25 protein-coding genes and 1 pseudogene are annotated in these 25283 nt (G+C 72.1%); 10 read left to right on the top strand and 16 right to left on the bottom strand.

What is annotated here, in order from left to right; all coding sequences use genetic code 11:
• Nucleotide 1: 1 nt before the first annotated feature.
• The 6 genes from ABIA32_RS06270 to ABIA32_RS06245 form a co-directional block, all read right to left on the bottom strand.
• On the bottom strand, nt 2–328 hold the full coding sequence (locus tag ABIA32_RS06270; RefSeq protein WP_370092845.1) for a multidrug efflux SMR transporter: 327 nt from the start codon (nt 326–328) through the stop codon (nt 2–4).
• Between the two features lie 11 nt (nt 329–339).
• Nucleotides 340–1011 (bottom strand): HAD family hydrolase, encoded by a 672-nt coding sequence (locus ABIA32_RS06265; protein ID WP_370092844.1) that lies wholly within the window; start codon nt 1009–1011, stop codon nt 340–342.
• 271 nt (nt 1012–1282) lie between these two features.
• Nucleotides 1283–2458 carry an ABC transporter ATP-binding protein gene (locus ABIA32_RS06260; protein WP_370092843.1) on the bottom strand — a complete coding sequence of 392 codons (1176 nt, stop codon included), beginning with the start codon at nt 2456–2458 and terminating at the stop codon, nt 1283–1285.
• Nucleotides 2459–2513: 55 nt separating this feature from the next.
• On the bottom strand, nt 2514–3431 hold the full coding sequence (locus ABIA32_RS06255; RefSeq protein WP_370092841.1) for an ABC transporter permease: 918 nt from the start codon (nt 3429–3431) through the stop codon (nt 2514–2516).
• Nucleotides 3419–4303 (bottom strand): ABC transporter permease, encoded by an 885-nt coding sequence (locus ABIA32_RS06250; protein ID WP_370092840.1) that lies wholly within the window; start codon nt 4301–4303, stop codon nt 3419–3421. Before ABIA32_RS06250 ends, ABIA32_RS06255 begins: the two co-directional genes overlap by 13 nt.
• The gene (locus ABIA32_RS06245) at nt 4300–5463 is read right to left on the bottom strand and encodes an ABC transporter substrate-binding protein (protein ID WP_370092839.1); all 1164 of its coding nucleotides are present in this window, start codon (nt 5461–5463) and stop codon (nt 4300–4302) included. The genes ABIA32_RS06250 and ABIA32_RS06245 overlap by 4 nt, the downstream gene beginning before the upstream one ends.
• 233 nt (nt 5464–5696) lie before the next feature.
• Here ABIA32_RS06245 and ABIA32_RS06240 point away from each other — a divergent pair, with 233 nt between their 5' ends.
• The 4 genes from ABIA32_RS06240 (at nt 5697) to ABIA32_RS06225 (ending at nt 8634) form a co-directional block, all read left to right on the top strand.
• Nucleotides 5697–6440 (top strand): GntR family transcriptional regulator, encoded by a 744-nt coding sequence (locus ABIA32_RS06240; RefSeq protein WP_370092838.1) that lies wholly within the window; start codon nt 5697–5699, stop codon nt 6438–6440.
• 69 nt (nt 6441–6509) lie between these two features.
• The gene (locus ABIA32_RS06235) at nt 6510–7091 is read left to right on the top strand and encodes a TetR/AcrR family transcriptional regulator (RefSeq protein WP_370092837.1); all 582 of its coding nucleotides are present in this window, start codon (nt 6510–6512) and stop codon (nt 7089–7091) included.
• An 18-nt stretch (nt 7092–7109) separates the two neighbouring features.
• Entirely contained in the window at nt 7110–7733 is a 624-nt protein-coding gene (locus tag ABIA32_RS06230) for a DUF4865 family protein (RefSeq protein WP_370092836.1), read from the top strand.
• A gap of 106 nt (nt 7734–7839) precedes the next feature.
• Complete coding sequence (locus tag ABIA32_RS06225; protein WP_370092835.1) at nt 7840–8634, top strand: ZIP family metal transporter; 795 nt, start codon at nt 7840–7842, stop codon at nt 8632–8634.
• 31 nt (nt 8635–8665) lie between these two features.
• On the opposite strand, the gene ABIA32_RS06220 is transcribed toward ABIA32_RS06225, so the two are convergent.
• The gene (locus tag ABIA32_RS06220; protein ID WP_370092834.1) at nt 8666–9910 is read right to left on the bottom strand and encodes an LCP family protein; all 1245 of its coding nucleotides are present in this window, start codon (nt 9908–9910) and stop codon (nt 8666–8668) included.
• 145 nt (nt 9911–10055) lie between these two features.
• On the opposite strand from ABIA32_RS06220, the gene ABIA32_RS06215 reads away from it, so the two are divergent.
• Nucleotides 10056–11084 (top strand): glycosyltransferase family 2 protein, encoded by a 1029-nt coding sequence (locus ABIA32_RS06215; protein ID WP_370092833.1) that lies wholly within the window; start codon nt 10056–10058, stop codon nt 11082–11084.
• A 22-nt stretch (nt 11085–11106) separates the two neighbouring features.
• On the opposite strand, the gene ABIA32_RS06210 is transcribed toward ABIA32_RS06215, so the two are convergent.
• The 4 genes from ABIA32_RS06210 to ABIA32_RS06195 form a co-directional block, all read right to left on the bottom strand.
• Nucleotides 11107–12624, bottom strand: a complete 1518-nt coding sequence (locus ABIA32_RS06210; RefSeq protein ID WP_370092832.1) for an LCP family protein — start codon at nt 12622–12624, stop codon at nt 11107–11109.
• 401 nt (nt 12625–13025) lie between these two features.
• A complete protein-coding gene (locus ABIA32_RS06205; RefSeq protein ID WP_370092831.1) occupies nt 13026–13643 on the bottom strand; it encodes a LytR C-terminal domain-containing protein in 618 nt (205 codons plus the stop codon).
• A 66-nt stretch (nt 13644–13709) separates the two neighbouring features.
• Nucleotides 13710–14903 (bottom strand): LCP family protein, encoded by a 1194-nt coding sequence (locus tag ABIA32_RS06200; RefSeq protein ID WP_370092830.1) that lies wholly within the window; start codon nt 14901–14903, stop codon nt 13710–13712.
• A gap of 118 nt (nt 14904–15021) precedes the next feature.
• Nucleotides 15022–15786, bottom strand: a complete 765-nt coding sequence (locus tag ABIA32_RS06195) for a TIGR03089 family protein (protein WP_370092829.1) — start codon at nt 15784–15786, stop codon at nt 15022–15024.
• On the opposite strand from ABIA32_RS06195, the gene ABIA32_RS06190 reads away from it, so the two are divergent.
• Entirely contained in the window at nt 15785–16837 is a 1053-nt protein-coding gene (locus ABIA32_RS06190) for a DNA-3-methyladenine glycosylase (RefSeq protein ID WP_370092828.1), read from the top strand. The two genes, ABIA32_RS06195 and ABIA32_RS06190, sit on opposite strands and share 2 nt — an antisense overlap.
• A 232-nt stretch (nt 16838–17069) precedes the next feature.
• Here ABIA32_RS06190 and ABIA32_RS06185 read toward each other — a convergent pair whose 3' ends face one another.
• Both ABIA32_RS06185 and cofD read right to left on the bottom strand, forming a co-directional pair.
• Complete coding sequence (locus ABIA32_RS06185; RefSeq protein ID WP_370092827.1) at nt 17070–18368, bottom strand: coenzyme F420-0:L-glutamate ligase; 1299 nt, start codon at nt 18366–18368, stop codon at nt 17070–17072.
• A complete protein-coding gene (cofD, locus tag ABIA32_RS06180; protein WP_370092826.1) occupies nt 18365–19333 on the bottom strand; it encodes a 2-phospho-L-lactate transferase in 969 nt (322 codons plus the stop codon). Before cofD ends, ABIA32_RS06185 begins: the two co-directional genes overlap by 4 nt.
• A gap of 89 nt (nt 19334–19422) precedes the next feature.
• Here cofD and ABIA32_RS06175 point away from each other — a divergent pair, with 89 nt between their 5' ends.
• The gene (locus ABIA32_RS06175) at nt 19423–20430 is read left to right on the top strand and encodes an NAD-dependent epimerase/dehydratase family protein (protein ID WP_370092825.1); all 1008 of its coding nucleotides are present in this window, start codon (nt 19423–19425) and stop codon (nt 20428–20430) included.
• Here the strand turns inward: ABIA32_RS06175 and ABIA32_RS06170 are convergent.
• The 3 genes from ABIA32_RS06170 to ABIA32_RS06160 form a co-directional block, all read right to left on the bottom strand.
• On the bottom strand, nt 20427–20888 hold the full coding sequence (locus ABIA32_RS06170; RefSeq protein ID WP_370092824.1) for a cupin domain-containing protein: 462 nt from the start codon (nt 20886–20888) through the stop codon (nt 20427–20429). The two genes, ABIA32_RS06175 and ABIA32_RS06170, sit on opposite strands and share 4 nt — an antisense overlap.
• Before the next feature lie 168 nt (nt 20889–21056).
• Complete coding sequence (locus ABIA32_RS06165; RefSeq protein ID WP_370092823.1) at nt 21057–22187, bottom strand: sensor histidine kinase; 1131 nt, start codon at nt 22185–22187, stop codon at nt 21057–21059.
• Nucleotides 22180–22989 carry a response regulator transcription factor gene (locus tag ABIA32_RS06160; protein ID WP_370092822.1) on the bottom strand — a complete coding sequence of 270 codons (810 nt, stop codon included), beginning with the start codon at nt 22987–22989 and terminating at the stop codon, nt 22180–22182. The genes ABIA32_RS06165 and ABIA32_RS06160 overlap by 8 nt, the downstream gene beginning before the upstream one ends.
• Nucleotides 22990–23113: 124 nt before the next feature.
• On the opposite strand from ABIA32_RS06160, the pseudogene ABIA32_RS06155 reads away from it, so the two are divergent.
• The 3 genes and pseudogenes from ABIA32_RS06155 to ABIA32_RS06145 form a co-directional block, all read left to right on the top strand.
• Nucleotides 23114–23821, top strand: a pseudogene (locus ABIA32_RS06155) (glycosyltransferase family 2 protein); the annotation flags it as partial.
• On the top strand, nt 23795–24436 hold the full coding sequence (locus tag ABIA32_RS06150; RefSeq protein ID WP_370093151.1) for a DUF2064 domain-containing protein: 642 nt from the start codon (nt 23795–23797) through the stop codon (nt 24434–24436). The pseudogene ABIA32_RS06155 and the gene ABIA32_RS06150, both read left to right, overlap by 27 nt.
• On the top strand, nt 24433–25104 hold the full coding sequence (locus ABIA32_RS06145) for a class I SAM-dependent methyltransferase (RefSeq protein WP_370092821.1): 672 nt from the start codon (nt 24433–24435) through the stop codon (nt 25102–25104). The genes ABIA32_RS06150 and ABIA32_RS06145 overlap by 4 nt, the downstream gene beginning before the upstream one ends.
• The last annotated feature ends 179 nt before the right edge of the window (nt 25105–25283 follow it).

The following is a 25283-nucleotide window of genomic DNA, read 5'->3' as shown; positions in this document are numbered from 1 at the left end:
GCTACGAGTGCGCCGCGCCACCTAGGTTGAGGGCGACGACGCCGGCGATGATCAGGGCGATGCCGACGGCCTTCCACAGGTTCACACCCTCACCGAGGAAGGCGAAGCCGATCGCGGCGACGACAGCCGTGCCGGCCCCCGACCAGATCGCGTAGGCGGTGCTCACCGGGATCTGCTTCAGCGCCTGGCTGAGCAGCGCGAAGGAGGCGACGTAGCCGACCACGACGACGACGCTCGGCAGCAGCCGGGTGAAGCCGTGGGTGTACTTGAGCGAGACCGTCGCGCAGATCTCCGAGCTGATGGCGAGGGCGAGAAAGAGAACAGGCATGATCGACGAGGCTACGCGGCGGCGGAGTCGAGCAGGCGCTGGAGCAGCGAGAGGTCCACGTCCAGGAGGCTGCGCACGACGGCGCGGCCGGGGCCGGGTGCGATCGGCGTCAGGGAGGGCACGGCGACGACCGCGACCCCGGCGGCCTCGGCGGAGGCGACGCCGGTCGGGGTGTCCTCGACGGCGACGCAGCCCTCCGGGGAGGCGCCGAGAGCGTGGACGGCGGCGAGGTACGGGTCGGGCGCGGGCTTGGTCTGCGGCGTCTCCCCTGCGGCGAAGGACGTCGCGAAGCGACGCCGGCCGAGCGCGTCGAGCACGAGGTCGACGACGTGGCGCGGCGACGCGGAGACGAGCGCGGTGCGGATCCCCGCGTCGGCGAGGCCGTCGAGCAGCTCGAGCGCGCCGGGCAGCGGGACGACCTGCTGTGACACCAACTCGACGAATCGGTGGTCGAGAGCGGCGGCGATGGACGCCTCCGACTTCGCGCCGTCCGAGATGCCGTGGAGGTGGGCTGCGGTGTGCTCGACGGCGCGGCCGAGGACGTCGGGGACGTCGGCGTCGCTGAGCGTGAGACCCAGCTGCCGTGCCTCCTCTTCAGCCGCTTGCCACCACAGCCCTTCGGTGTCGACCAGGGTGCCGTCCATGTCGAAGAGGACTGCCTGCAGGGTGGTGCGGCTGGGCACGAAGCTCGCCTTTCGTTGAAGTGAATGGGTCGGTTGCAATCTTCGGGGGCGCGAGGTTCTGCTGTGCGCTGCCGCGTGCAGTTGCACCTCGGGGGCGCGAGGAGCTGCGCGAGCAACCACCCTGTGCGGATGGCCCTGCTCGTTCGGCGGCTCCCCACCCCGGGTGGCTTGTCGCGCAGTTCCTCGCGCCCCCGAATAGTGCAGCCTTGTCGCGCCCACGCGCCGGAGGGGCAAATCGGCAGAGCCTCGCGCCCCTGAAGAGATAGTGCAACTAGCTCTTGGTGCGGGAGTCCACGAGGACCGCGCGTTCGGGGAGGGACACGGTGACGCCCGTGCCCGCGGGGAGCACCGCCGCGTCGTGGGTGGAGAGGTCGGCCTTGAGGATGGAGCCGTCAGGGAGTTGGACCGCGAGGCGGGTGACCGCGCCGAGGAAGGTCGTGCCGGCGACCAACGCGCCCTGGCCGCCGCCCGCCGTGACGTTCACGTTCTCCGGGCGGACCAGCACGTCCGCGTCGCCCCGGACCGTCGTCGTCCCGTCGATCGGCAGGCGCTGGCCGAGGACCTCGACCACGTCGCCCGCCGCGGCGACCGCGCCGGGGATCCGGTTCATCGTGCCGACGAACTCCGCCACGAACGCCGTCGTCGGGCGCGCGTAGAGCTCCGCCGGGGTGTCGCACTGCTCAAGGCGGCCCGCGTGCATGACCGCGACGCGGTCCGCCATCGACAGCGCCTCCTCCTGGTCGTGCGTGACGAAGAGCGTGGTGATGCCCAGCTCCTGCTGGAGCCTGCGGATCTCCTCGCGCAGGTTGAGTCGGACCTTCGCGTCCAGCGCGGACAGCGGCTCGTCCAGCAGCAGCACCCGCGGCTGCAGGGCCAGCGCGCGCGCCAGCGCGATCCGCTGCTGCTGGCCGCCGGAGAGCTGGTGGGGGTAGCGGTCGCCGTGGGTCGGCAGACCCACCAGCTCCAGCAGCTCGTCCGCGCGGCGGCGGCGCTCCGCGGCCGGCGTCTTCCGCATCTTCATGCCGAAGGCGACGTTGTCGCGGGCGTTCAGGTGCGGGAAGAGGCTGTAGGACTGGAACACCATGCCCGCGTCACGGCGATGCGCGGGAATGTGCGTGACGTCCTCGCCGTCGACCAGGACCTTGCCCGAGTCGGGGGTCTCGAAGCCGGCCAGCATCCGCAGCGCGGTGGTCTTGCCGCAGCCGGAGGGGCCGAGCAGGGCCAGCAGTTCGCCGGGGCGGACCGTCAGGTCGAGGCCGTCCAGGGCCGTGGTCGCGCCGAAGGCGCGGCGCAGGCCGACGAATTCCACGGTCGCGCCTGCGTTCGCGGCGGCCTTCTCCGGGGACCTGTCAGTGGCGGGTGCTGCAATGGCGACAGTGTCATTCGTCGGCCCCGCAGGGGAGGGCACGGCGGCGACGGACGTCGCGGGCGCGGGGTCGGTGGTCATGGACACTCCTGGAGCTCCTCGGAGGTGATGCTGTGAAGGTGGTTCGGTTGCCCGGTCAGCTGCCGGCCGGTGCGCCGCCGCGGCGTCCGCCTCCGGCGGAGAGCACGAGCAGCAGCAGCCAGGTGAGCAGCAGGCTGACAATGGAGACGGCCACGGTGACGGGTCCCTGTCCGGCGCTGTTCCCGTTGACGATCCAGACGGCGAAGGGCACGTACCCGAGGATCGAGGCCACGGTGAACTCGCCCAGCACCAGCGCCAGCGTGAGGAACGCCGTGTTCAGCAGCGCCGTGCGCATGTTGGGCAGGATGACGCTGACGATGGCCCGGCCCCGGCTCGCGCCGTTGTTCTGCGCGGCCTCCAGCAGGGTGCGCACGTCCAGCGCGCGCATACCGGCGTCGAGGGTGCGGAACGCCAGCGGCAGCGCCATCACCACGTAGGCCAGCAGCAGCACCACCGGGAAGTTCCCGTTCTGCGTGAGCAGGTAGGTCCGGTAGAAGGGGGTCGGCGCCAGGTTGTCGTTGCACCAGCGGAGCACCGTCGAGATGCCCGCCGTCAGCGCGATCGAGGGGACGACCAGCGGCAGCGTGCAGGTCAGCTCGACGACGGTGCGCAGCTTCGGGCCGCCCAGGCGGACCGCGACCACGGTCGGGATCAGCAGCAGGTAGACCAGCAGGATGGTCCCGGCGGCGAGCAGCAGCGAGAGCTGCAGCGCGGGCCACAGGCCCGACACCGTGAAGATCTGCCGGTACGCGTCCAGGCTGAAGCCGGAGGGCGAGTTGTCGACCGTGAACCAGAGCGTGCTGATCAGCGGGGTGACGAAGTACAGCCCGGAGATCAGCAGCACCGCGCTGCGGCCGAAGCGGATCCGGCCGAGCCTGGAGAGCACCCCGCGGCCGCGCGACGGACGGCCGCCCGCGTTCGGGTCCGTGGCGGCGAGCTCGGGGATCGGGGCGGACGCGGTCAGACCAGCCATCGGGCGCTCCGGCGTTGCAGGGGGAGGTAGACGACCATGACCAGCGTGGCGATCACCACCATGTCGAGGCTCATGGCCAGGGCCACGTTGGTGGCGTTCGGGTCGACGTTGCCGCTGAGCGCCGTGGCGATCTGCAGCGTGATCAGCGGGACGCTCGCGCCGACCATGGCCGCGGCCGTGGCGTAGGCGGCGAACGCGGTGCCGAAGAGCAGCACGAAGCCGCCCAGCAGCGAGGGGGCCAGCACCGGCAGGGCCACGTGACGCCAGTACTGCCAGGTGGTCGCGCCGTTGTTCTGCGCGGCCTCGCGCCACTGGCGGCGCAGGCCGTCCAGGGACGGGATGACGCTCAGCACCATCAGCGGGATCAGGAAGTACAGGTAGACCAGGGTCAGGCCGTTGAAGGAGTAGAGACTCCAGCCGTGCTGGTCCAGGTGCAGCCGGGTGGTCAGCATCCCGGCGTTGCCGAGCGTGGTGATGAACGCGAAGGCCAGCGGCACGCCGCCGAAGTTGGCCAGCACGCCGGAGGCGCTGAGCACCGCCGTGCGCAGCAACGTGAAGCGGGAGGTGACCACGGCCTGTGCGAGCATCAGCCCGGCCACCACGCCGATCAGCGCGGAGAGCGCCGAGAGCTTGACGCTGCCGAGCAGGGAGTCGAGGTAGCCGCCGTGCAGTGAGGCGCTGATGTTGCCCATCGTGTACTGACTGGGCTGTCCGGGGTTGTACGTGGTGAAGGCGCCGAAGGCCATGGCGAGGGCGGGGACGCCGAACGCCAGGGCGACGAAGACCAGTAGCGGAGCAACGGCGAGCCGGCCCGCCGCCGCCTTGCGCAGGCGGCGGCGGGCGGGCGTCGCGCTCAGGGGAGCGGTGCTCACCCGGCGATGGCCTTGGTCCAGTTGGCGGCAACCGTCGCCTTGGCCTTGGTGATCTGGTCCTGGCTCGGGATCGGCGCGGTGCCGGTCACGGCCGGCAGCTTGGCGGCGAGGGCGGTGTCCAGGGTGCCGGCCGTCTTCAGCGAGTCCATCAGGACCGGGCGGGCGAAGCCGCCGAGGAAGCCGTTCTGGCCCTCGGTGGAGTACAGGTACTCCTCCCACAGGCGGGCGGCGGCCGGGTGCGGCGCCCACTTGTTGATGGCCTGGTTGTAGTAACCCGCGTACAGACCGTCCGTCGGGACGTTGACCTGCCAGTTGATGCCCTTGGACTGGAACTCGGTGGCGTAGCCGGCGTTCAGGTAGTCCCAGTCGATCGTGATCGGGGTCTCGCCGGACTCGACCGTGCTCTGCTTGGCCTTGACCGGGTTGAAGTTGCCGGCCTTCTTGAGCTTGCCGAAGAAGTCGATGCCGGGCTGGACGTTGTCCAGCGAGCCACCGTTGGCGAGCGCGGCCGCATAGACGGCGGAGAAGGCGGCGTTGGCCTGCGTCGGGTCGCCGTTGAGGGCGACCATGCCCTTGTAGTCGGGCTTGAGCAGGTCGGCGAAGCTCTTCGGACAGACCTTGACCTTGGTGGCGTTGCAGCCGATGGAGACGTAGCCGCCGTAGTCGTTGAACCAGGTGCCGTCGGTGGCCGCGCGGCCGGCCGGGATCTCGGCGAAGTTGGCGACCTTGTAGGACGCGAAGAGGCCCTGCTTCTGACCCTGGATCGCGAAGGCGCCGCCGACGTCGACGGCGTCGGGCGCGCGGTCCTGGTTCTTCCGGGTCGTGATCGCGTTGATCTCGTCCTGGCTGGAGCCCTCGGGGTTCTCGTCGTTGATCTTGATCCCGTACTTGGCGGTGAAGCCGTCCATCAGCTTGCCGTAGTTGGCCCAGTCCTTGGGGAGGGTGATCACGTTGAGCGTGCCCTCCTTCTTCGCCGCCGCGACGAGCGCGTCCATGCCACCGAAGTCGGCGACGGAGGTGGCGGAGGAGGCCTTGGCCGCGTCATTGGAGCCGGGGGCGTTGCCCTTGACAGAGGCAGCGGAACCACAGGCGGTGAGCGCGAGAGCGGAGGCGACCAGTACGCCGGTGAGAGCGGCGGCCCGGGCAGGGGTGGAGGTCACGATGGTCTCCTGAGGAGGCGTCAGTTGCGAATCACTTGTCCGAACAAGTCGATGACAGTACGCCCGAGCATGGTGTCTGGACGGTTAACGGCGCGTCAACAGCCGTATGCGATTCGCTGTCGGATTTTCCGCAGCTGGAACGGCATTTCGCAGGTCGTGCACGTAACGGTACGATCACGCCGCCGCCGCGACGCACGCGGAACGGCATGTTCGGACCGAATGAGGAGCGCACTGTGGCCGCACGGCATGAGGAGATCGCCGAGGCGTTGCGCGAGGCCATCGACCGCGGCGAGTACCGGGTGGGCGGCCCCCTGCCCACGGAGACCGAGTTGTCCGCCCGCTACTCGGTCTCCCGCGGCACGGTCCGCCAGGCGGTCGCGGCGCTGACCGCCGAGGGCCGGATCGGCTCCCGCCAGGGCGCCCGCCGGGTCGTGCTCGGCAGCCGCCGCAGCCAGAGCTTCGCGGAGCTGCGCAGCTTCGCGCAGTGGGCGCGCGCGATGGGCCGCACGGCTACCGGGGAGGTGATCCAGCAGTTCCGCCGCGCGGCGACCGTCGAGGACGCCGAGCGACTGCTGGTCCAACCCGGCGAGGAGGTGCTGCAGGTCCTGCGGGTGCGGGGACTTGACGGCGAGTCAGTACTGTTGGAGCGCAACGTCTACGCGCAGTGGATGGCCGACGCGGTGGAGCGGCTGCCGGCCGACTGCGAGTCGGTGGTCCAGGCGCTCTACGACGACATCGGCATGATCTTCGCCTACGGCGAGCACGTCATCGACGCCGTCGCGGCGGGCGCGGAGGACGCCCGGCTGCTGGCCATCCGGCGCGGCAGCCCGCTGCTGCGGATCCGCCGGGTGACCACGACGCCGGCCGGGAGGCCCATTGAGTGGTCGGACGACCGCTACGTCTCCGGCACGGTCAGCTTCGCGGTGGCCAACTCCATCGGCTCCAACCCGCTGGCGCGGCAGGCCGGCCAGGCCTGACCGGGCGTGGTCGGGGAGAGGGCGGGCCGTGGGTTGTGGCTGTACCTACTGGTATGTACAGTCGTGGTCATGGACGCGAGCACCGCCGACCGCCTGATCGAGAGCACCCGCGAACTGCTGTGGGAACGCGGCTACACGGGAACCAGCCCCAAGGCCATCCAGCTGCGCGCCGGAGCCGGGCAGGGCAGCATGTACCACCACTTCTCCGGCAAGGCCGATCTCGCGCAGGCCGCGATCCGGCGTACGGCGGACGAGATGCGCGCCAAGGCCGAGGCGCAGTTCGCCGCGCCCGGTCCCGCGCTGGACCGCGTCACCGCGTACCTGCGGCGGGAGCGGGACGTGCTCAAGGGCTGCCCGATCGGCGGCCTCACCCAGGACCCGGAGATCATGGCCGACCCCGCCCTGCGCGAACCGGTCGAGCAGACCCTCGCCTGGCTCCGTGGCCGCCTCGCCGAGGTGCTGCAAGAGGGCCGTGCGGCAGGGGAGTTGAGCGAATCGCTGGAGCCGGGCGCCACGGCGGCGACGATCGTCGCCACGCTGCAGGGCGGCTACGTCCTGGCTCGGGCGGCCGGTTCGCCGGAGCCGTTCGACCGGGCGGTCGACGGCGTCCTCGGCCTGCTCGCCGCCCATTCCACGTCCGTTCAGAGCTGACCGGAAGGCCGTGCCCGCATGGAAGCAGCCCAGTACCAGATCACCCTGCCCGCCGACTACGACATGGAGATCATCCGCAAGCGGGTCGCCCTCGGCGGCCCGATCCTTGACGAGCGGGCCGGGCTCGGCCTGAAGGCCTGGATCATCCGCGAGCGCGGCGTCGCCGACTCGCCGGTCAACGAGTACGCGCCGTTCTACCTCTGGAACGACTCCGGCGCGATGGCCCAATTCCTGTTCGGCGGGGGCGGATTCCAGAACATCCTGCGCGACTTCGGCCGACCCTCCGTGCTCCGCTGGACCGGCCTCGCCTGCGTCGCGGGCTCCGCCCGCGACAGTGCCCCACGCGCGGCGACGCGCCGTCTCGGCATGATCCCGGTCGACGCGGACGCCGACGGGACGGGGATGGGGCTCGCCGCCCTGATCGACAAGGAGATCGAGCAGCTGCGCGCGCTGGCCGCCCTCCCGGGCGTGCACACCGCCGCGCTCGGTCTCGACCCGGACGCCTGGCGACTGGTGCGCTTCGTGCTGTGGCGCGGCATGGACGCGGCCGCGCAGGAGGAGCAGGCGACCGAGCGGTACGAGGTGCTGCACGTCTCGTCGCCCGGCCTCGAGGAGCTCCCGCAGGGGCGCAGCTGGGCGTAGGGGGGAAGGTGTGACGCGGGTCGCTGCCGGGCAGGTTCCCCAAAAAGGGTGCTTAGGCTAACCTAACTCGCCGCAACTACGCCTGCCGTCGAGAGGCCTCACCGCCATGTCCTCCTCCGAGATCGCGCTGCTCGGCGCCATCGCCGGGTTCACCATCTTCCTGGGCCTCCCGATCGGCCGCCTGCGCGCACCGCTGCCGCGCACCCGCGCGCTGTTGAACGCGGTGGCGATCGGGATCCTGGTCTTCCTGCTGTGGGACGTGCTCACGCACGCCTGGGAGCCGATCGACAGCGCGCTCTCGGGGCACCACTACGGGTCTGCGACGGGCAACGGGCTGGTCTTCGTGGGCTGTTTCGCGGTCGGGCTGATGGGCCTGGTCTACTTCGACCGGCTGATGGCCAGGAAGGCCGCGGCGGCGGGCGAGCTCGCGGGGGCGGGACGCTCGCGCTTCGACACGCTGGCGATGATGATCGCCATCGGCATCGGCCTGCACAATTTCGCCGAGGGCCTGGCGATCGGCAACAGCGCGGCGACGGGCCAGCTGCAGTTGGCGGTCCTGCTGATCATCGGCTTCGGCCTGCACAACGCGACCGAGGGCTTCGGCATCGTCGCTCCGCTGGCGGCCGAGGGCAGCCGGCCCTCGTGGGGCCGTCTCGCCGTGCTGGGCCTGATCGGCGGCGGCCCGACGTTCCTGGGCACGGTGGTGGGCCAGTCGGTCACGAACGACACGCTCTCGATCGGCTTCCTGACGCTGGCGGCGGGGTCGATCCTCTACGTCGTGATCGAGCTCCTGGCTGTCGCCCGCAAGGTCGCCATGAAGGAACTCGTCACCTGGGGCATCCTCGCCGGCGTGACGGCGGGCTTCCTGACCGACGCGGTCGTGACTGCGGCGGGGGCGTAGCCCCCCGCGCCCCCGAAGGTGCAAGCCTGCGTCAGTTGGAGAAGGTCGGCACCTTGGTGTCGTTCTTGAAGGCGTCGAAGACCTGCTGCGCCTCGCTCATGTTCCACTTCACGGCGACGCCGTCGGCCGGCGTCTGGTAGTTCGCCGTCGAGATCGGGACGGTCATCGTCTTGCCGCTACCGCTCTTCAGGCCCTTCATGGCGAAGAACATCGAGCTGAGGTCGGTCAGGCCGGTGCTGTCGTCGACGGAGAGCATCGACAGGCCGCTGTTGAGCGTCGGGTAGAGCGTGAAGGGGTTCAGCAGCGTGCCCATCGAGGTCGCCTTGTGGGCAAGCGCGTTGAGGAACTGCTGCTGGTGCTGCATCCGGGCGAGGTCCTGGGAGGCCTCCTGGTGCCGCTCGCGGACGAAGGCGAGCGCCTGGGTGCCGTTCAGGGTCTGGCAGCCGGCCTTCAGGTTCGCGCCGGAGGCCTTGTCGACGATCGCCTTGTCCAGGCACATGTCGACGCCGCCGAGGTCGTCCACCACGTTGACGAAGCCGGAGAAGCCGATCTCCGCGTAGTGGTCGATGTGGAGGCCGGTGTTGTACTCGATCGTCTTGACCAGCAGTGGTCCGTCGCCTTCGGCGAAGGCCGCGTTGATCTTGTGCTTGTTGGCCCGGTGCTGGACGCCCTTGCTGTCGGTCCAGGCCGGGATGGTGACGTAGGAGTCACGCGGGATGCTCATCAGCGTGTCGCCGTTGGCGCCGATGTGCAGCACCATCATCGAGTCGGTGCGCGCGCCCGTGTCCCAGCCGGTGTGCAGGCGCTGCTGGTCCGCCGTGGAGAGGCCCTGGCGGCTGTCGGAGCCGAGGATCAGCCAGTTCGTGCCCTTGCCGGCCGGTGGGCGGCCCGCGTAGTCGGCGAGCACGTTGGTGTGGTTCAGCTTGGAGCTGGCCCAGGCGTAGCTGCCGCCGCCCACGACGACCAGCCCGACGACCAGGACGGTCGCGGTCAGCCGCAGCTTGCGCTTGCGCGACCACTTGCCCTGACGGCCGACCGTGGGTGCGCCCGACGGCGTCGCGGCGGGCGTGCCGACCGAGGGCCCGCCGGGGACCGAGGCCGGCGCGGGCGCGGGGCTCGACGCGGCGCGGCCGGGACGCAGGCGCGGACGCGCACTCGCGCCGCCGCGCGGGTTGAGCTCGGGGGGCAGGGGAGGCTCGCCGCTCGGGGTGCCGCCCACGGGGGAGGTGTGGGTCTCCCAGTTGTGGAAGCCGCCGGGGTCGGACTGATCGCTCATGGAGCCGAGCATGCCGGATCCGGGTGGCCTGCGGTATGACGAAAGCCGCAAAAGGGAAAGCTGTAGCAATCCTGATGCGAACTGCCGACCTTCTCCATACGCGCGTTGGAAGCGGGCCGGGGGCCCGCTGTACCGTGGCCCCACTATGGACGCCACGCCCCACCCCGCCGTCTCCGTGATCATGCCGGTGCTCAACGAGTCCCGGCACCTGCGAACCGCCGTCGAGCGCATCCTCGAACAGGAGTACGCCGGCGACGTCGAGGTGGTGATCGCCCTCGGCCCCTCGACGGACAACACCGACGAGATCGCCGCGCACCTGGTCGAGGAGACCGCCGGCACCTCGCGTGAGGTGCACACCGTCCCCAACCCGACCGGTCGCACGCCCGCCGCGCTCAACGCGGCGATCAAGGGCTCGCGCTTCCCGATCGTCGTCCGGGTCGACGGCCACGGTCTGCTCACCCCCGGCTACATCGCCACCGCCGTCCGCCTGCTCGAGGAGAAGGGCGCGGCCAACGTCGGCGGCATCATGAACGCCGAGGGCGAGACCGAGTGGGAGAAAGCCGTCGCGGCGGCGATGACCTCGAAGATCGGCGTCGGCAACGCCGCCTTCCACACCGGCGGCGAGGCCGCCCCGGCGGACACCGTCTACCTGGGTGTCTTCAAGCGCGAGGTGCTGGAGCGGCAGGGCGGCTACAACGAGGAGTTCATCCGCGCCCAGGACTGGGAGCTGAACTACCGCATCCGCCAGGACGGCGGCCTGATCTGGTTCACCCCGGACCTCAAGGTCACCTACCGGCCGCGCCCGAGCGTCCGCGCGCTGGCCAAGCAGTACAAGGACTACGGCCGCTGGCGGCGCGTGGTCACCCGCTACCACCGCGGCTCGGTCAACCTGCGCTACCTCGCCCCGCCGGCTGCGCTGCTCGGCTGCGCGGTCGGCCTGGTGGCCGGCGTCGCGCTGACGCCGGCCGCTTTCCTGCTGCCCGGCGGCTACGCGGCGGCGATCCTCCTCGGCTCGGCCAAGGAGGGCCGCGGGCTCTCACCCGCGGCCCGCGCGCAGCTGCCGCTGGCGCTCGCGACCATGCACATGTCCTGGGGCTGGGGCTTCCTGACCAGCCCCAGGTCCCTTGCGAACAAGGTGATCGCGAGCACGGCGGGCGACGCGCGTCCGGAGTGACGCGCGGGCGGTGCCATTCGGCTCAGCCAGTGGCCTGCGGCACGTTGGGCGGGGTCGAGCCGACCCAGCTGTAGATGTAGTGCGTGTGGCTCGGCGAGAACGAGCTGTACGGCGCCGGGTTCACGTCCATGCACTGGCTCGTGTCCGCCGCGTTCTGCGCCTTGGCGTCGGTGGGTACCCCGCCGCCCTTCGGGGCGGCCGACGCGAACGTGTCGCCGGTCTTCCAGTCGGTCCCGATCTGCAGGGTCAGCTTCGTCGCCGAGGAGGAGCTCTTGAGCGCCGAGCCCGGCAGCCCCAGCGTCGAGGCCACGGCCTGCGCCTCCGCCTGCTGGCTGCTCGGGTAGACCAGCGTCGTCAGGCTGTAACTGACGGTGCGGGTGTCGCGGAGGGCGTGCGTGAAGCCCTTGCCGACCAGGAGCGCGGTCATCGCCCCGCCGCGGCCGTTGGTGCCACTGCCGTTCTGTACGTCGAGCTGGACGGTGGACTTGTCCACCGGCGCCGCGGGCGCCGGGGTCGCGGAGGGCGCGGGCGCGCTGCTCGCCTGCTTGTCGAGCGGAACGTCGTTGGCGATCGCGGCGAAGAGCGAGCTCGCCGAATCGCTCAGCAGGACCGGCTCGTTGTTCGGGGTGTTGGGATCGGTGCTGTAGTGGTTCGGCACGGTGACCGTGGTGATGCGGTCTGACGGGACCTTGTTCAGGTCCAGCGCCAGTGAGCTGAGCGCCTCGATGCTGCCGAGGTCCTTGTCGGCCGCGATCGATTTGGTGGCGGCCTGGGCCAGGGAGTTGATTTTGAACGGGTTCGCCAGCGTGTTCAGGCTCTTCATCTGACGGATCATCGAGTTGAGGTAGAGGTGCTGTGCCTTGGCGCGGCCGAGGTCGGACCCGTCCTCGAAGGCGTGGCGGGTGCGTAGCCACTCCAGTGCCTGTACGCCTGAAACGGAGTGCGTGCCGGCGGGCAGGACGAGGTGGGACCCGGGCGTGTGGACGACCCCGTTGGCGTCGGTTTGGACCTGGTAGTCCACCACGTTCTGTCGGGTGCACACCTGCACACCGCCGATGGCGTCGGCCATCTTCACCACGCCGGAGAAGTCGACCATCACCCAGTGGTCGATGTGAATGTGGGTCAGCGACTCCCAGGTGTCCACCACGCAGCCGGGCACGTTGTAGTTCAGGCTGTCGGTGATGATCTGGAAGTGCCGAGACGGGTGCGTCACCCCCTTGGCGTCCGTGCAGGCGGGTATGTCCACGCGGGTGTCCCGGGGAATACTCATCACGGAGGCGTTGGTGCGGTCCGCAGAGACGTGCAGCAGCATCTCGACGTCCGCGTGCGGCGGGCTTCCGTCGCAGGATCCGCCGAGGCTGCAGTCGGAGGAGCTGGCGCGGCCGTCAGAGCCGATGACGAGGATGTTCAGCGGGACGTGGCCGAACCTGTCGGGCTTGGGCGCGGCGACGTCCACCTTGCCGTTGCCCAGGGCTCCGGTCTTGAAATTCGCATCCAGGCTCTTGATGTAGAGATAGCCGATTCCTGCCGTGGTCAGCACGGCCGCAGTCGTGCCGATAGCCGTCCACTTCAGTATTCGTTTGGCCCGGCTTCCTTTCTTTCGCCGTGAGTGCTGCGCCTTTCTGGCTGCGGCGCGGCCGCCTGTTCGGGGCATTTGCCCCTCGGTGTCCGCTGTCGTGCCACCGGCGCGTTCATCCTCGTACATCAAGGGCGAGATCCCCCCTAGGCGGTGTCCGTGCGCAGCCCTGCCCCCGCGCGCTGCATCCGGAGACTTTAGCGATTTCTGTCCAACGATTCACAGGGCGAAGTCAAGGAGCAGGCAAGAGAAATCTCTAGTTCCGGTGCGCTCCGTCACACACCGTGCCTAGGGAATTCCGCTGGGTTCACCTGCCGTTTTCTCTCCCTGCGCAGCACGGACGCAGTGCTGTGCGGCGCGGTTCCTCAGCAGACGGAGAGAGTTTTCCCGATCCCGCGGAAGTCCGCGCCCAGGGTCAGCACCATCGGGTCGCGGGCGCCGCGCGCGGTGCCGTTGCCGTGCAGCGCGGAGGCGGGCAGACCCAGCGCGGCGACGAGCGTGCGCGCCTGGTCGGCGTGGTTAGGGGCGTAGCCGAGGGTCGTCGTCGGCTGCTTGTGCGCGGCCGGGCCGCCGTTGCTGGTGCGCAGGAACTTCTCGGTGTTCTGCATCCAGCTGAGCACCGACTCGGCCTGACCGAAGGTCCCGCTGCCGTTCAGTACGGTCACCCGGACGTCGATCGGCTTCGCCTTCGGCCCGGACGCGGCGAAGGCCGCGTCGGCGGGCTCCGCGGTGCAGCTGGGCGTGGGCGTGGCCGTGGCGGTGGGGGACGCCGATGCGGAGGCGCTCACAGGCGGCGCCTCATGTGTGGCCGCGCTGGGACTGCCGCCCTGAAGCAGCAGGAAGCCGCCGAGGCCGCTCAGCGCCAGGAACCCGGCCGCGCCCGCCAGCCACGGCCCGCTGCGCGCGCCACCGCGGGCCGCGCGTCGGTTGCCCTTCGAACCCTGGGAGTCTGCCCGTCGACTGTTCCTGCCGCGCGTGCCCACGTCCCGCTCCGTTCCTGCCGACCTAGGACCGATCGGTCTTGCGGGCGTCAGCGTATCGGGACCGGCTCAGGGCGTGGCGCAGATGTCCTGCGAGCCGGTGCGCCCGGTGAAGGTGGGCGCGGGCGAAGGAACGGTCGTCCCGGCGCTGAGCAGCCGGGCCAGCTGCGCGGACGCGGCGCCCACCGTGGTGCCCGCAGCGGCGGGGTTCGCCGACGCGGACCCGCTCGGGACCGGCGGGGTGACCGCGATCTGCTCGTCGTCGCGCAGTTGCCGGAACAGCTCGTTCGCCTGCGGCTGCTTGAGCTGGTCGCGGTTGTTGTCGTACGCGTAGGGCTCGCGGGGGGCGGTGAGGAACTCGACCTGACCGGCCGACGTCTGCGAGAGGCTCGACGCGAGGTCGTAGAGCTTGTTGAGCGTGTTCAGCCCGGGGTCGACGGTCAGTGACGAGGTCGCCGCGTCCAGCAAGGGGTAGAGCCGGGTCGGGTTGAACAGGACCCCCGAGCTCTCGACCTTCTGCACCAGCGAGGAGAGGAAGTCCTGCTGACGCCCCATCCGCTGGGTGTCGCTGCCGTCGCCGAGCGCGTAGCGGACGCGGACGTAGCCGAGGGCCTGCTCGCCGTCGAGCGTCTGCCGCCCGGCCGGCAGGTTCAGCTGGGAGTCCTTGTCCACGACCGGCTGGGACAGGCAGACGTCGACCCCACCGATCGCGTCGACCATCTTCTTGAAGCCGGTGAAGTCGACCACGACGAAGTGGTCGATCCGAATGTCCGTCATCTGCTCGACCGTGCGGATCGTGCAGGCGGTGCCGCCCTGCTCGAAGGCGGAGTTGAACATCCCCAGGTAGGGGTCGGTCACCCGCCCGTCCGGCAGCGTGCAGGCGGGCACGTCGACCATCGCGTCGCGCGGGATGCTGACGCCGACCGCGCGGCGGCGGTCGCGGGAGAGGTGCAGCAGGATCGTCGTGTCCGAGCGGGCCCCGACCGCGCTGCCGTAGGCGGCGTTCGCGCCGACGCGCGAGTCGGAGCCGATGAGCAGGATGTTCTCGGCGCTGTTCGCCTGGGTCGGCCGGGAGGAGTTGGGGCCGAGCAGGCGTTCGGTCGTGGTGTCGGTGTGGATGTTGCCGTTCAGCTTGGTGTAGCCGAACCAGGCCGTGCCGATCGCGGCGACGAGGAGGACCCCGAGACCCAGCGATATCCACAGCAGCACCCGGCGCCTGCGGCGGCCGGGAGCCTTGTCGCGGTCGTTTCGGCTGCCGCCCACGGAACCCCCGGTCGAGAGAGGGCAGCCCGCTGCTGCCGTCCATTGATCATGACCGGGGGGTCGCTCGGGCACACGGCAGGCTGGTCCGTCCGAGGGAAGGCCTCGACTGCCGAGCAGCTCAGCTCAGATGACGCGTGACCCGCTCGTCCGCGATGCGGCGGGCCAGCGTCTCCGGGGCCAGCGACTCGCTGTTGCGGCAGAGCACCACGCTCGCGCCCGCGGCCAGCGGCGCGAGCAGGCCGCCCGCGAGGCCGTCCCAGTCCCCGTAGGTCAGCGTCGAGAGCACTCGGTCCTCCGCGCCGATCCCCAGCTGACGGGCGTGCTCGACGGCCAGCGCGACCGTGTGCGAGCCGCTGAGCTGCTCGCCGTCGATCTCCAGGGCCGGGCGTTCCGGGTCGACCGGGGCGTAAGGGACGAAGCGGTCCCCTTGGGCGGGCACCTCGACCGCGTAGTCCACGAAGCCGGCCGGCAGCTGCGGGAACCGCCCGCCGAGCGGACGCAGGGCGAGGGCCACCCGTTCGCCGTCGCAGGCGAGCGCCTCCTCGAGGCTGTCCGGCCCGCTCACCACCAGCTGCGCCTTGGCCGGGTCACCGCCCGGACAGGCCAGCACGCCTACCGACCAGCAGGCGAAGAGCCAGATCGCGGTCTGCCAGTGCGCCGGCAGCAGCAGAGCCGCGCGGTCGTCCGGGGCGGCGGCGAGCTCGTCCTGCAACAGGTTGGCCGTCTTGGCCACCCAGTTGTCGAAGGTCTTCACGGACAGTTCGACCCGCTCGCCGGTGGCGTCGTCGTAGTACGTGATCAGCGGACGAGCGGGATCGACTTCGAGGAGGGAGCGCAGCAGATCGGCGGGGGTCTCTGCGCCGCTGAGGGGTGTCTGGCTCATGGTGGTGCCCAGCCTACGGCGTGGGACGGGTGAAGAGACCAGACCCCCACCGCTAACTTTCCTTCCGGGTAGCCTGGCTCGCGTGAACAGCGGGACGAGTGCGGCTGCGGCGACGGGCGTGGCAACGGGCGCGGCAACGCGCGTGTGGAGGCCGGACGGGCCGCTCGACGTCGCGCAGACCTTCGGGTTCCTGCGGCGCGGGCCCCTCGATCCGTCCTACCGCCGCGCCCGCGACGGCGCGCTGTGGCGGGTCTCCCGCACCCCCGGTGGCGTCGGCACGCTGCGCCTTCGCACGCGCCCGGCCGAGGGCGCGGTCGAGGCCACGGCGTGGGGCGCGGGCGCGTCCTGGCTGCTGGACGCGGTCCCGCGCTGGCTCGGCGCGGAGGACGACCCGGCCGGCTTCGACCCACGCGGCCAGCGGCTGTTGCGGGACGCGCACGCCCGCAACCCCGGGCTGCGGATCGGGCGGACGGGGCTGGTGATGGAGTCGCTGGTCCCGGCGATCCTGGAACAGAAGGTCACCACGGGCGAGGCGTACGAGGCGTGGCAAACGCTGCTGCGTCAGTACGGCGAACCGGCCCCTGGCGGCGCGGCGGTGCCTCCGCACATGTACGCGCCGCCGGCGGCGCGGGACTGGGCGATGATCCCCTCCTGGGCCTGGCACCGCGCCCGCGTCGACGGCAAGCGCGCGGGCACTGTCGTGCGGGCTGCGAAGGTCGCTCCGCGGTTGGAGGAGGCCTCGGCGATGTCCCCGGCCGATGCGGCTGCCCGGCTGACGACGGTCCCGGGCGTCGGCGCCTGGACGGCGGCGGAGACGCTGCAGCGCAGTAACGGCGACGCGGACGCCGTGTCAGTGGGGGACCTGCACCTGCCGAACACGGTCGGCTGGGCCCTTGCCGGGCGGGAGCGGAGCGACGACGCGGTGATGCTGGAGCTCTTGGAGCCGTATCGGCCCCACCGCTACCGCGTCTGCCGCTTGTTGCACACCTTGCACGTCGCCGCGCCCCGGCGTGCGCCGCGCTACGCTCCGCTGGACTTTCGGCAGATGTAGTCCGGGTCACGGGGGCACGCAGGGAAGCTTCACTATCTGGGGGCGCGGGGAACTGCGCGAGATACCACCCTGTGCGGATGGCCCTGTGCGTTCGGATCAGTACCTGCGTGGGTGGCTTGTCGCGCAGTTCCTCGCGCCCCTGACAGTGCAACTGGCCCTCCGTCGTGCGCTGTCGCGCCCACGCGGCGGAGCCGCAAATCGGTAGAGCCTCGCGCCCCTGAGGTGAGTGCAACTACCGCACTGTGTAAAAGGCTTCCGGGTCGCGGGGTGGGCGCGAAGGCGCCGGAGCGGCTGGACGGCCAACGGCGATCGCGCCCATCGGGTCCCAACTGGCAGGGAGATCGAGCGCTGACCGCACGGTCGGACGGCAGAACATGGTCGAGGAGACCCACGCCGTGCCCAGGCCCTCACCTGCGAGCGTGACGAGCATGTTCTCCACCGCCGCGCCCATCGCCACCACGAACATCTCCCGTTCCGCCGCCGCCCGCCGCGCGTCCGGGTAGGCGTGGGATCCGTCCATGACCAGGCACGGGACGACCAGGTACGGCGCGTTGCGCAGCACGTCGCCGCGCCGGACGCGGCGGGCGACGCGGTCCGGGTCCCAGCCGTCCAGCTCCACCAGGTCGCGGTTCCACGCGCTCAGCATCGCGTCCAGCAGCCGGGTTCGCGCGACCGCCGACTCGACGAGCACGAACCGCCACGGAGTGGTGTGGTGCGGGGCCGGGGCCGTGATCGCCGCCGCGACCGCGCGGCGGACCGCGCCCGCGTCCACCGGCTCGGCGGTGAAGCTGCGCACGGTGCGCCGGCCGTGGACCGCCTCGCGGATCGCCTCCGACGTGCCGAGCCGGAACAGGTCCTCCTCGGCCGGGCGGATCAGCGGACGGACGCCGTCGCCGTCCTCCTCCGTCACGAAGTGCGCCAGGCCGCGCACGATCGCCACCGGACGGCCCGACGTCTTGCCCTTCACGAGGTCCGCCGCCGCGGCCAGCTCGTCCGCGATCGCGGTGACCGTCAGCGCGAGCTCGTTGCCGTGGCTGTCCACCCGGCCGCGGTGGTCCTCCAGGACCGAGACGCCCGCCGCGCCGATGGCGACGTCGGTCAGACCGTTACGCCAGGGGCGGCCGAAGGTGTCGGTGATCACGATGCCGACCCGCTTGCCCGTCAGCTCGTGCAGCCGCTTCCGCAGCGTCCGCGCCGAGGCGTCCGGGTCCTCGGGCAGCAGCAGGACCGTGCCTGACGGCGTGTTGGAGGCGTCGACGCCCGCGGCCGCCATGACCAGGCCCTGCCGGTTCTCGACGATCCGGGTCCGCCCGCGCCGGGCGACGACGCGGACCGCCTCCGCGTCGATCGCGGCCTCGCGGTCCGTCGCCCGGACGAGGCGGCCCTCGGCCTTGCTGACGACCTTCGAGGTGACCAGCAGGATGTCGCCGTCCGCCAGCTCCGCCCCGGTGGCGAAGAGCAGCTGGGCGAGATCGTCCCCCGCGCCGACCTCCGGCAGGCCGTCGATCCCGACGATCCGCACCTCGCTCATCCGCGCACCTGCTCGGCCAGCTCGAGCGCCTGACGCGCCATCGCGGCCGTCGTCTCGACGTCCGTCATCAGCAGCGGCACCGCGCGGCAGGTGATGCCGGCGGCCTCGACCTCGGCGATCGAACCGGCGTCGGAGGTGTGCACGAGCCAGCCGTCGACCAGGCCGGGGCCGTAGTGCCTGGCCACCGCGGCGGCGGTCGTCTCCACGCCGACGGCCTCCAGCACCTTGTCCGCCATACCGCGCACCGGCGCGCCGCCGATGATGGGGGAGAGGCCGACGACGGGCGCGTCCGCGGCGACGATCGCCTCGCGGATGCCGGGCACCGCGAGGATCGTGCCGATGCTGACCACCGGGTTGGACGGCGGGAAGAGGATGACGTCCGCCTCGGCGATCGCTTCCAGCACGCCGGGCGCGGGCTTCGCGGTCTCCGCGCCGACGGGCAGGATCGCCTGTGCGGGGACGGCGGCGTGCAGCTTGACCCAGTACTCCTGGAAGTGGACCGCACGGCGCTTGCCGTCCAGCTCGGGGTCCTCGATGACGACGTGGGTCTCGATCCTGTCGTCGGACATCGGCAGCAGCCGGACGCCCGGCTGCCAGCGGTCGCACAGGGCCTCGGTGACCGCGCTGAGCGGGTAGCCGGCGCCGAGCATCTGGGTGCGGACGATGTGGGTGGCGAAGTCCTTGTCGCCCAGCCCGAACCAGGCGGGGCCGACGCCGTAGGCGGCCAGCTCGTTCTTGACGGACCAGGTCTCTTCGGCGCGGCCCCAGCCCTGGTCCTCGTTGATGCCGCTGCCGAGCGTGTACATCACGGTGTCCAGATCAGGGCAGACCTTCAGCCCGAACAGGTGGATGTCGTCGCCCGTGTTCCCGATGACGGTGATCTCATCGGCTTCGCCGATCGCCGCCTTGAGTCCGCGCAGAAAGCGCGCTCCGCCGATTCCTCCGGCCAGTACCGTGATGCGCATGCGCCCTATCCTCGCAGGCGTCTTACGGAGTCATGACGCGCGGGCGCTGCGTGCTGCGCCGGGGGGTGGGCGGGCCTAGCGTCGCAGGCATGCAGGTACTGCTCACCGGCGGAGCCGGTTTCATCGGAACGGCCGTGGCGCGGGCGCTGCTCGCGGCGGGGCACGACGTGCGGGTGCTCGATCTGCGGCCTGTGCCGGGCGGCATCCAGGGTGATGTCCGCGACCCTTCCGTCGTCGCGGACGCCCTGCGTGGCGTCGACGCGGTCTGCCATCAGGCGGCGAAGGTCGGCCTGGGTGTGAACCTGGACGACGCCCCCGACTACGTCGGCTGCAACGACCTGGGGACGGCCGTGCTGCTGGCCGCGATGGCGCGGGCATCAGTGCCTCGGCTGGTGCTGGCCGGGTCGATGGTGGTCTATGGCGAGGGTCGCTACGACTGCGCGGAGCACGGCAGGGTCGCCGCGCCGCCGCGCCGGGTCGCGGACCTGGACGCGGGCCGCTTCGAGCCCCGCTGCCCGCGCTGTGGCGCGGAGTTGACGCCGGGCCTGGTCGACGAGGACGCTCCGACCGATCCGCGCAACGTCTACGCGGCGACGAAGCTCGCCCAGGAACACCTCGCCTCCGCCTGGGCGCGCGCCTCCGGCGGCACGGCCGTCGCGCTGCGCTACCACAACGTCTACGGCCCCGGCCTGCCCCGTGACACCCCCTACGCGGGCGTCGCCGCCCTCTTCCGCTCGGCGCTGGCCCGCGGCGAGGCCCCACGCGTCTTCGAGGACGGCGCCCAACGCCGCGACTTCGTCCACGTCTCCGACGTCGCCTCGGCGAACGTGGCGGCGCTGGCTTCTCTGGACGATCGCGAACCCGGCTCCCTCCGCAGCTACAACGTCGGCAGCGGCGTGATCCACACCGTCGGCGACCTCGCCTCCGCGCTGGCGGCCGCCTGCGGCGGCCCGGAACCCAAGGTGACCGGCGAGTACCGCCTCGGCGACGTCCGCCACATCACCGCCGACTCGCAGCGGCTGCGGGAGGAACTCGGCTGGAAGCCGCAGATCTCCTTCGCCGACGGCATGGCGGAGTTCTCGCGGGAAGCCGACTAACCCAGGAACGGGCGGAGCGCCGGGCGATGGTCCAACGGAAGATCCTGCTCCCGCGCGAACTCATGGTCGGCGAAGTCGAACCCGGGCGTGACCACCTCGGCCACCAGCGCATAGCGGGAGCCTTCCGGCAGGAGGGATGCCTTCCACCAGCCGCCGGGCACCAGCAGGTGGCGCTCCTCAGCACCGCCCAGCGGCCGGACGCTGCGCCCGCCGTCCGGGTCGAGGAGCTGGTACTCGACCAGGTCGCCTTCGAGGAAGAAGTGCAGGATGTCGCTGCGGTTGCGGTGCAGTCGCCCGCACGGCTGAGCGTCCGTCATCAGGTAGTAGATCGACGTCGCCGTCGGCCGCTCGCCGCTCTCGGTGGCGAGCCCGTGTGGGCTGGTGTAGATCCGGCGGAAGTAGCCCCCTTCGGGGTGCGGCTCCAGGCCGAGGCTCTCGATCAGCTCCTGCGCGCGCAATTCCCTGTCTTTCGCTCGCCCGCCGACCGGCCTGTCAGCGGCTGTACTGCTTGAACAACGCGGTGTCGATCGTGCAGGGGCCGAACGGCACTGCGTCGCCGCGCAGCCACGGTCCGAAGCTATCGCCTTCGGCAGGCTGCTTGCCACGCTGACTCGGCGCGCCGGGCGTCAGAGACCCGCCGTCGGCAACGCGATCTCGAAGCAGCAGCCGCCGCTGACGTTGTGGACGCTCGCGCGGCCCTCGTGGGCCTCGACGATGCCGCGGACGATGGCCAGGCCGAGGCCCGCGCCCGCCTCGCCGGCCACCGGGGCTCGCGGGGTACGCGCGGCCGCGCCGCGCCAGCCGGTTTCGAAGACGCGGGGGAGGTCGGCCTCCGGGATGCCGCCGCAGCCGTCGGTGACCGAGACGACGACCTCGCGGTCCCGCGAGCGCGCCGCGACGGCGACGGTGCCGTCGACCGGCGTGGCGCGGATCGCGTTCATGAGCAGGTTGCCCAGCACGCGGGTCATCTCGCGCGGGTCCACCTCCACCGGGACGGGCACGATGCCGTCGCCGATCAGCCGCACCCCGCGCTCGCGCGCCAGCGGGTACGCCCCCGCTATCGCGTCGCCGACCAGGTCGTAGACGGAGACGCGGGAGAGGGTGAGGGTGAGCGCGCCCGCCTGGATGCGGGAGAGCTCGAAGAGGTCGTCGACCATGCCGGTCAGCCGGTCGACCTCGGTGCGGATCCGCGCGTGGTAGCGGCGCGGGTCGTCGGCGACGCCGTCCTCCAGGGCCTCCGCCATCGCCCGCAGGCCCGCCAGCGGGGTGCGCAGGTCGTGCGAGATCCAGGCGATCAGCTCACGCCGCGAGGACTCCAGCGCGCGCTCGCGCTGCCGCGACTCGGCCAGGCGCGCGCTGGTCGCGGCCAGCTCCGCGCCGAGCGCGGACATCTCGGAGCTCAGCGGCACCGCAGGCGCCGAGAAGCCGGCGTCGCTGCCGACGGTCCGCGCCGCGCGCGTCAACTCCTGGCTGCCGATCGCCACTTGGCGTCCCAGCAGCCAGGCCACGAACAGCGAGACCAGCGAGCCCATGCACAGCACCACGACCACGACCCCGTAGTCGTGCTTCGACAGGAACATCGCCTGCGCCACCGCGATCGTCCCGGCGGCCACGGCCAGCACCGTCACCAGCGCCACCGTGAACAGCGACCAGGACAGTGAGCGCCGCCGCAGCAGCCGTACCGCCGGCCAGCCGGCCAGTCCGGCCAGGCCCGCGCCGAGGGCCGCGTAGGCGGCCATCACCAGCAGGTCATGCATCGGGTACCACCGTCTCCTGGGCGCGGGTCGGCCCGTCCGAGGGGTCGAAGCGGTAGCCCACGCCCCAGACCGTCGTGATCAGGCGCGGCGCGGCGGCGTCGTCCTCGACCTTCTCGCGCAGTCGCCGCACATGCACCGTCACCGTCGACAGGTCGCCGAAGTCCCAGCCCCAGACCCGGTGCATCAGCTCCTCGCGGCCGAAGGCCGTGCCCGGGTGCGCGAGCAGGAAGGCCAGCAGGTCGAACTCACGCAGGGTCAATGTCAGTTCGCGGGTGCCGCGCCAGGCCCGGCGGGCGGCGGGGTCGACCCGCAGGTCGCCCGCGGCGAGCGGGCCGCCCTCCTCGGCCGGCGTCGGGACGCCCGCGCTGCGGCGCAGCACGGACTGGATCCGCAGCACCAGCTCGCGCGGCGAGAAGGGCTTGGTGACGTAGTCGTCCGCGCCCAGCTCGAGGCCGAGGATCCGGTCGTGCTCGTCGCCCTTGGCGGTCAGCATGACGACGGGCACGTTCCGCGTCGCCGGCTCCGCGCGCAGGCGGCGGCAGACCTCCAGGCCGTCGATCTCCGGCAGCATCAGGTCGAGCACGACGAGGTCCGGCCGTCGCGCGGCGGCCTGCTCCAGCGCGGCGCGGCCGTCGCCGGCCCGGTCCACGGTGTAGCCGGCGCGCAGCAGGTAGCCGGTGACGACCTCGGCCACGGTCGGGTCGTCGTCCACGACCAGGATCCGGCGAGGCAGCGGGGCGGGCACGGCTACCGGTACGTCTGCCTGTACGGAGGCGGCCGCGTCGTCGAGTGGTTGGGTCACACCTCCACCGTAGGAGTCTTCGGCCTGCGGTGATCCCTTTCGAGGCACCGACGTTCGCGTTCCGTAAGGTGCCGCTGCGGTCTGCGGGCCGGGTCGCGCTCGTAGCGTGAGGCCCATGACGCGTATGGAGAACGCCGCGGACGCCGTCGACCTGGTACTTCCCTGTCTGGACGAATCAGCGGCACTGCCCTGGGTGCTCGGCCGGATGCCCGCAGGGGTTCGTCCGATCGTGGTGGACAACGGATCGACGGACGGCTCGCCCGAACTGGCCGCCTCGCTCGGCGCGACCGTCGTCCACGAGCCGAGGCGCGGCTTCGGCGCCGCCTGCCACGCGGGTCTGCTGGCGGCGCGGGCGCCGTGGGTCGCGTTCTGCGACTGCGACGCCTCGCTGGACCCGGCGGAGCTGCCCCGACTGCTCGCACAGCTCACGGCGGACCGGGCCGACCTCGTCCTCGGGCGCCGGATCCCGGCCGGACGGGGCGCGTGGCCCGCGCACGCCCGGCTGGCCAACGCGGAGCTGGCCCGGCGGCTGCGCTCGCGGACGGGCGCGCCGCTGCACGACCTCGGACCGATGCGGGTGGCCTCCCGCGAGCGGCTGCTGGCCCTCGGGCTGGGGGACCGGCGTTCGGGCTACCCGCTGGAGATGGTGCTCGCCGCCTCGGCGGCCGGGATGCGGGTGGGCGAGGTTCCGGTCACCTACCGGCCGCGCGCGGGCCGCTCGAAGGTGACCGGCACACTGCGCGGCACGCGGCAGGCGGTGCGGGACATGAGCGCGATCCTGGCCGCGCCCGCGCCGGTCCTGCTGGTGCTGGCGAAGGCGCCGGTCGCCGGCCGGGTCAAGACCCGGCTGATCGGCGACGGACTGACGGCGGATCAGGCGGCGCAGGTGGCGGAGGCGGCGCTCGCGGACACACTCGTGACCTTGGATCAGGTCCCGGCCTCGCGGCGGGTCCTGGTCCTGGACGGCGCGCCGGGACCGTGGCTGCGGCCGGGCTGGGAGGTCGTCCCGCAGGCGGAGGGCGGCCTGGACCGCAGGCTGGCCGCGGCCTTCGCGGCGGTGGCGGGCTCCACTCCAGCGCTGCTGGTGGGGATGGACACGCCGCAGCTCGCCGCGCGCACGCTGGCCGAGCCGCTGTCGCCTGCGGCACGGGCGGGTGTGGACGCCTGGTTCGGCCCGGCGACGGACGGCGGCTTCTGGGCCTTCGGCCTGGCCCGTCCGACGCCGGAGCTCGCGGCGCGGCTGCTGCACGGGCTGCCGATCTCGACGGACACGACGGGGGCGGTGCTGCGCTCCCGCCTGGCGGCGGCGGGCCTGCGGGTGCGGGAGCTGTCGGCGCTGACGGACGTGGACACGGCGGCGTCGGCGGCGGAGGTCGCCGCCCTCGCCCCGACCTCCCGTTTCGCGGCGGCCTGGCGTGAGGCGCGGGTAGGGGCGGTGCGCGGGTGAGCGTCGCGGTCGCGGTCCCCCTCGGCTGGGGCCGGGTCGACGATCCGTTCGCGGAGGCGATGCGCACCGGGCGCGGCCCGCTGTGGCTGCGCCGCGAGGACACCGGCGAACGCGTCCCCCTTCATGTCGAGCGCTGGTGCGGCGAGCCGGACGGGGCGGACGCGAGCCTGCTGGCCCGCGCGCTGCGGCGCGGTGTCCCGACGCTGGACATCGGCTGCGGACCCGGCCGCCTGGTGACCGCCCTGCAGCGGTGCGGCCTCCCGGCCCTGGGCGTCGACGTCACGCACGCGGCGGTGGTCCGCACGGTCGGGCTCGGCGGCAGCGCGCTGTGCCGCTCGGTCTTCGACCGCCTGCCTGGCGAGGGCCGCTGGGGGACCGCCCTGCTCGCCGACGGCAACCTCGGCATCGGCGGCGACCCGCTCGCCCTGCTGACGCGCGCCGCCGAACTGCTGGCCCCGGGCGGTCAGCTGCTCGTCGAGGTCGAACCGGCCGAGGTCGACGAACGCCTCACCGTCCGCCTCGAATCGCCCTCGGCGCTTCCCGGCCCCGCCTTCCCCTGGGCCCGCCTGGGCCTTGCGGCCACCCGCCACGCGGCTGCCGCGGCGGGCCTCCGCCCCACTGAGAGTTGGCACGCCGACGGTCGAACGTTCCTCACACTGATGCGCTGACCAGGGGCGCGAGGCTCTGCTGATATGCGGCTGCGCCGCGTGGGCGCGACAGGTCTCGACGGAGGGTCCGTTGCACCACCAGGGGCGCGAGGAACTGCGCGAGCAACCCCCCGCGTGCGGATGGCCCTGCGCGTTGAGGACCATCCGCATGTCGGTGGCTTGTCGCGCAGTTCCTCGCG

Source organism: Streptacidiphilus sp. MAP12-20 (assembly GCF_041262525.1).
Classification (GTDB): domain Bacteria; phylum Actinomycetota; class Actinomycetes; order Streptomycetales; family Streptomycetaceae; genus Streptacidiphilus.
This window is presented reverse-complemented; position numbering and strand designations above follow the sequence as displayed.

Coding starts and splice junctions, on each gene's coding strand:
- ABIA32_RS06270 (WP_370092845.1), bottom strand. CDS start 328: ATGCCTGTTCTCTTTCTCGCCCTCGCCATCAGCTCGGAGATCTGCGCG.
- ABIA32_RS06260 (WP_370092843.1), bottom strand. CDS start 2,458: ATGACCACCGACCCCGCGCCCGCGACGTCCGTCGCCGCCGTGCCCTCC.
- ABIA32_RS06255 (WP_370092841.1), bottom strand. CDS start 3,431: ATGGCTGGTCTGACCGCGTCCGCCCCGATCCCCGAGCTCGCCGCCACG.
- ABIA32_RS06235 (WP_370092837.1), top strand. CDS start 6,510: ATGGACGCGAGCACCGCCGACCGCCTGATCGAGAGCACCCGCGAACTG.
- ABIA32_RS06230 (WP_370092836.1), top strand. CDS start 7,110: ATGGAAGCAGCCCAGTACCAGATCACCCTGCCCGCCGACTACGACATG.
- ABIA32_RS06225 (WP_370092835.1), top strand. CDS start 7,840: ATGTCCTCCTCCGAGATCGCGCTGCTCGGCGCCATCGCCGGGTTCACC.
- ABIA32_RS06220 (WP_370092834.1), bottom strand. CDS start 9,910: ATGAGCGATCAGTCCGACCCCGGCGGCTTCCACAACTGGGAGACCCAC.
- ABIA32_RS06215 (WP_370092833.1), top strand. CDS start 10,056: ATGGACGCCACGCCCCACCCCGCCGTCTCCGTGATCATGCCGGTGCTC.
- ABIA32_RS06190 (WP_370092828.1), top strand. CDS start 15,785: ATGGTGGTGCCCAGCCTACGGCGTGGGACGGGTGAAGAGACCAGACCC.
- ABIA32_RS06195 (WP_370092829.1), bottom strand. CDS start 15,786: ATGAGCCAGACACCCCTCAGCGGCGCAGAGACCCCCGCCGATCTGCTG.
- ABIA32_RS06185 (WP_370092827.1), bottom strand. CDS start 18,368: ATGAGCGAGGTGCGGATCGTCGGGATCGACGGCCTGCCGGAGGTCGGC.
- cofD (WP_370092826.1), bottom strand. CDS start 19,333: ATGCGCATCACGGTACTGGCCGGAGGAATCGGCGGAGCGCGCTTTCTG.
- ABIA32_RS06175 (WP_370092825.1), top strand. CDS start 19,423: ATGCAGGTACTGCTCACCGGCGGAGCCGGTTTCATCGGAACGGCCGTG.
- ABIA32_RS06165 (WP_370092823.1), bottom strand. CDS start 22,187: ATGCATGACCTGCTGGTGATGGCCGCCTACGCGGCCCTCGGCGCGGGC.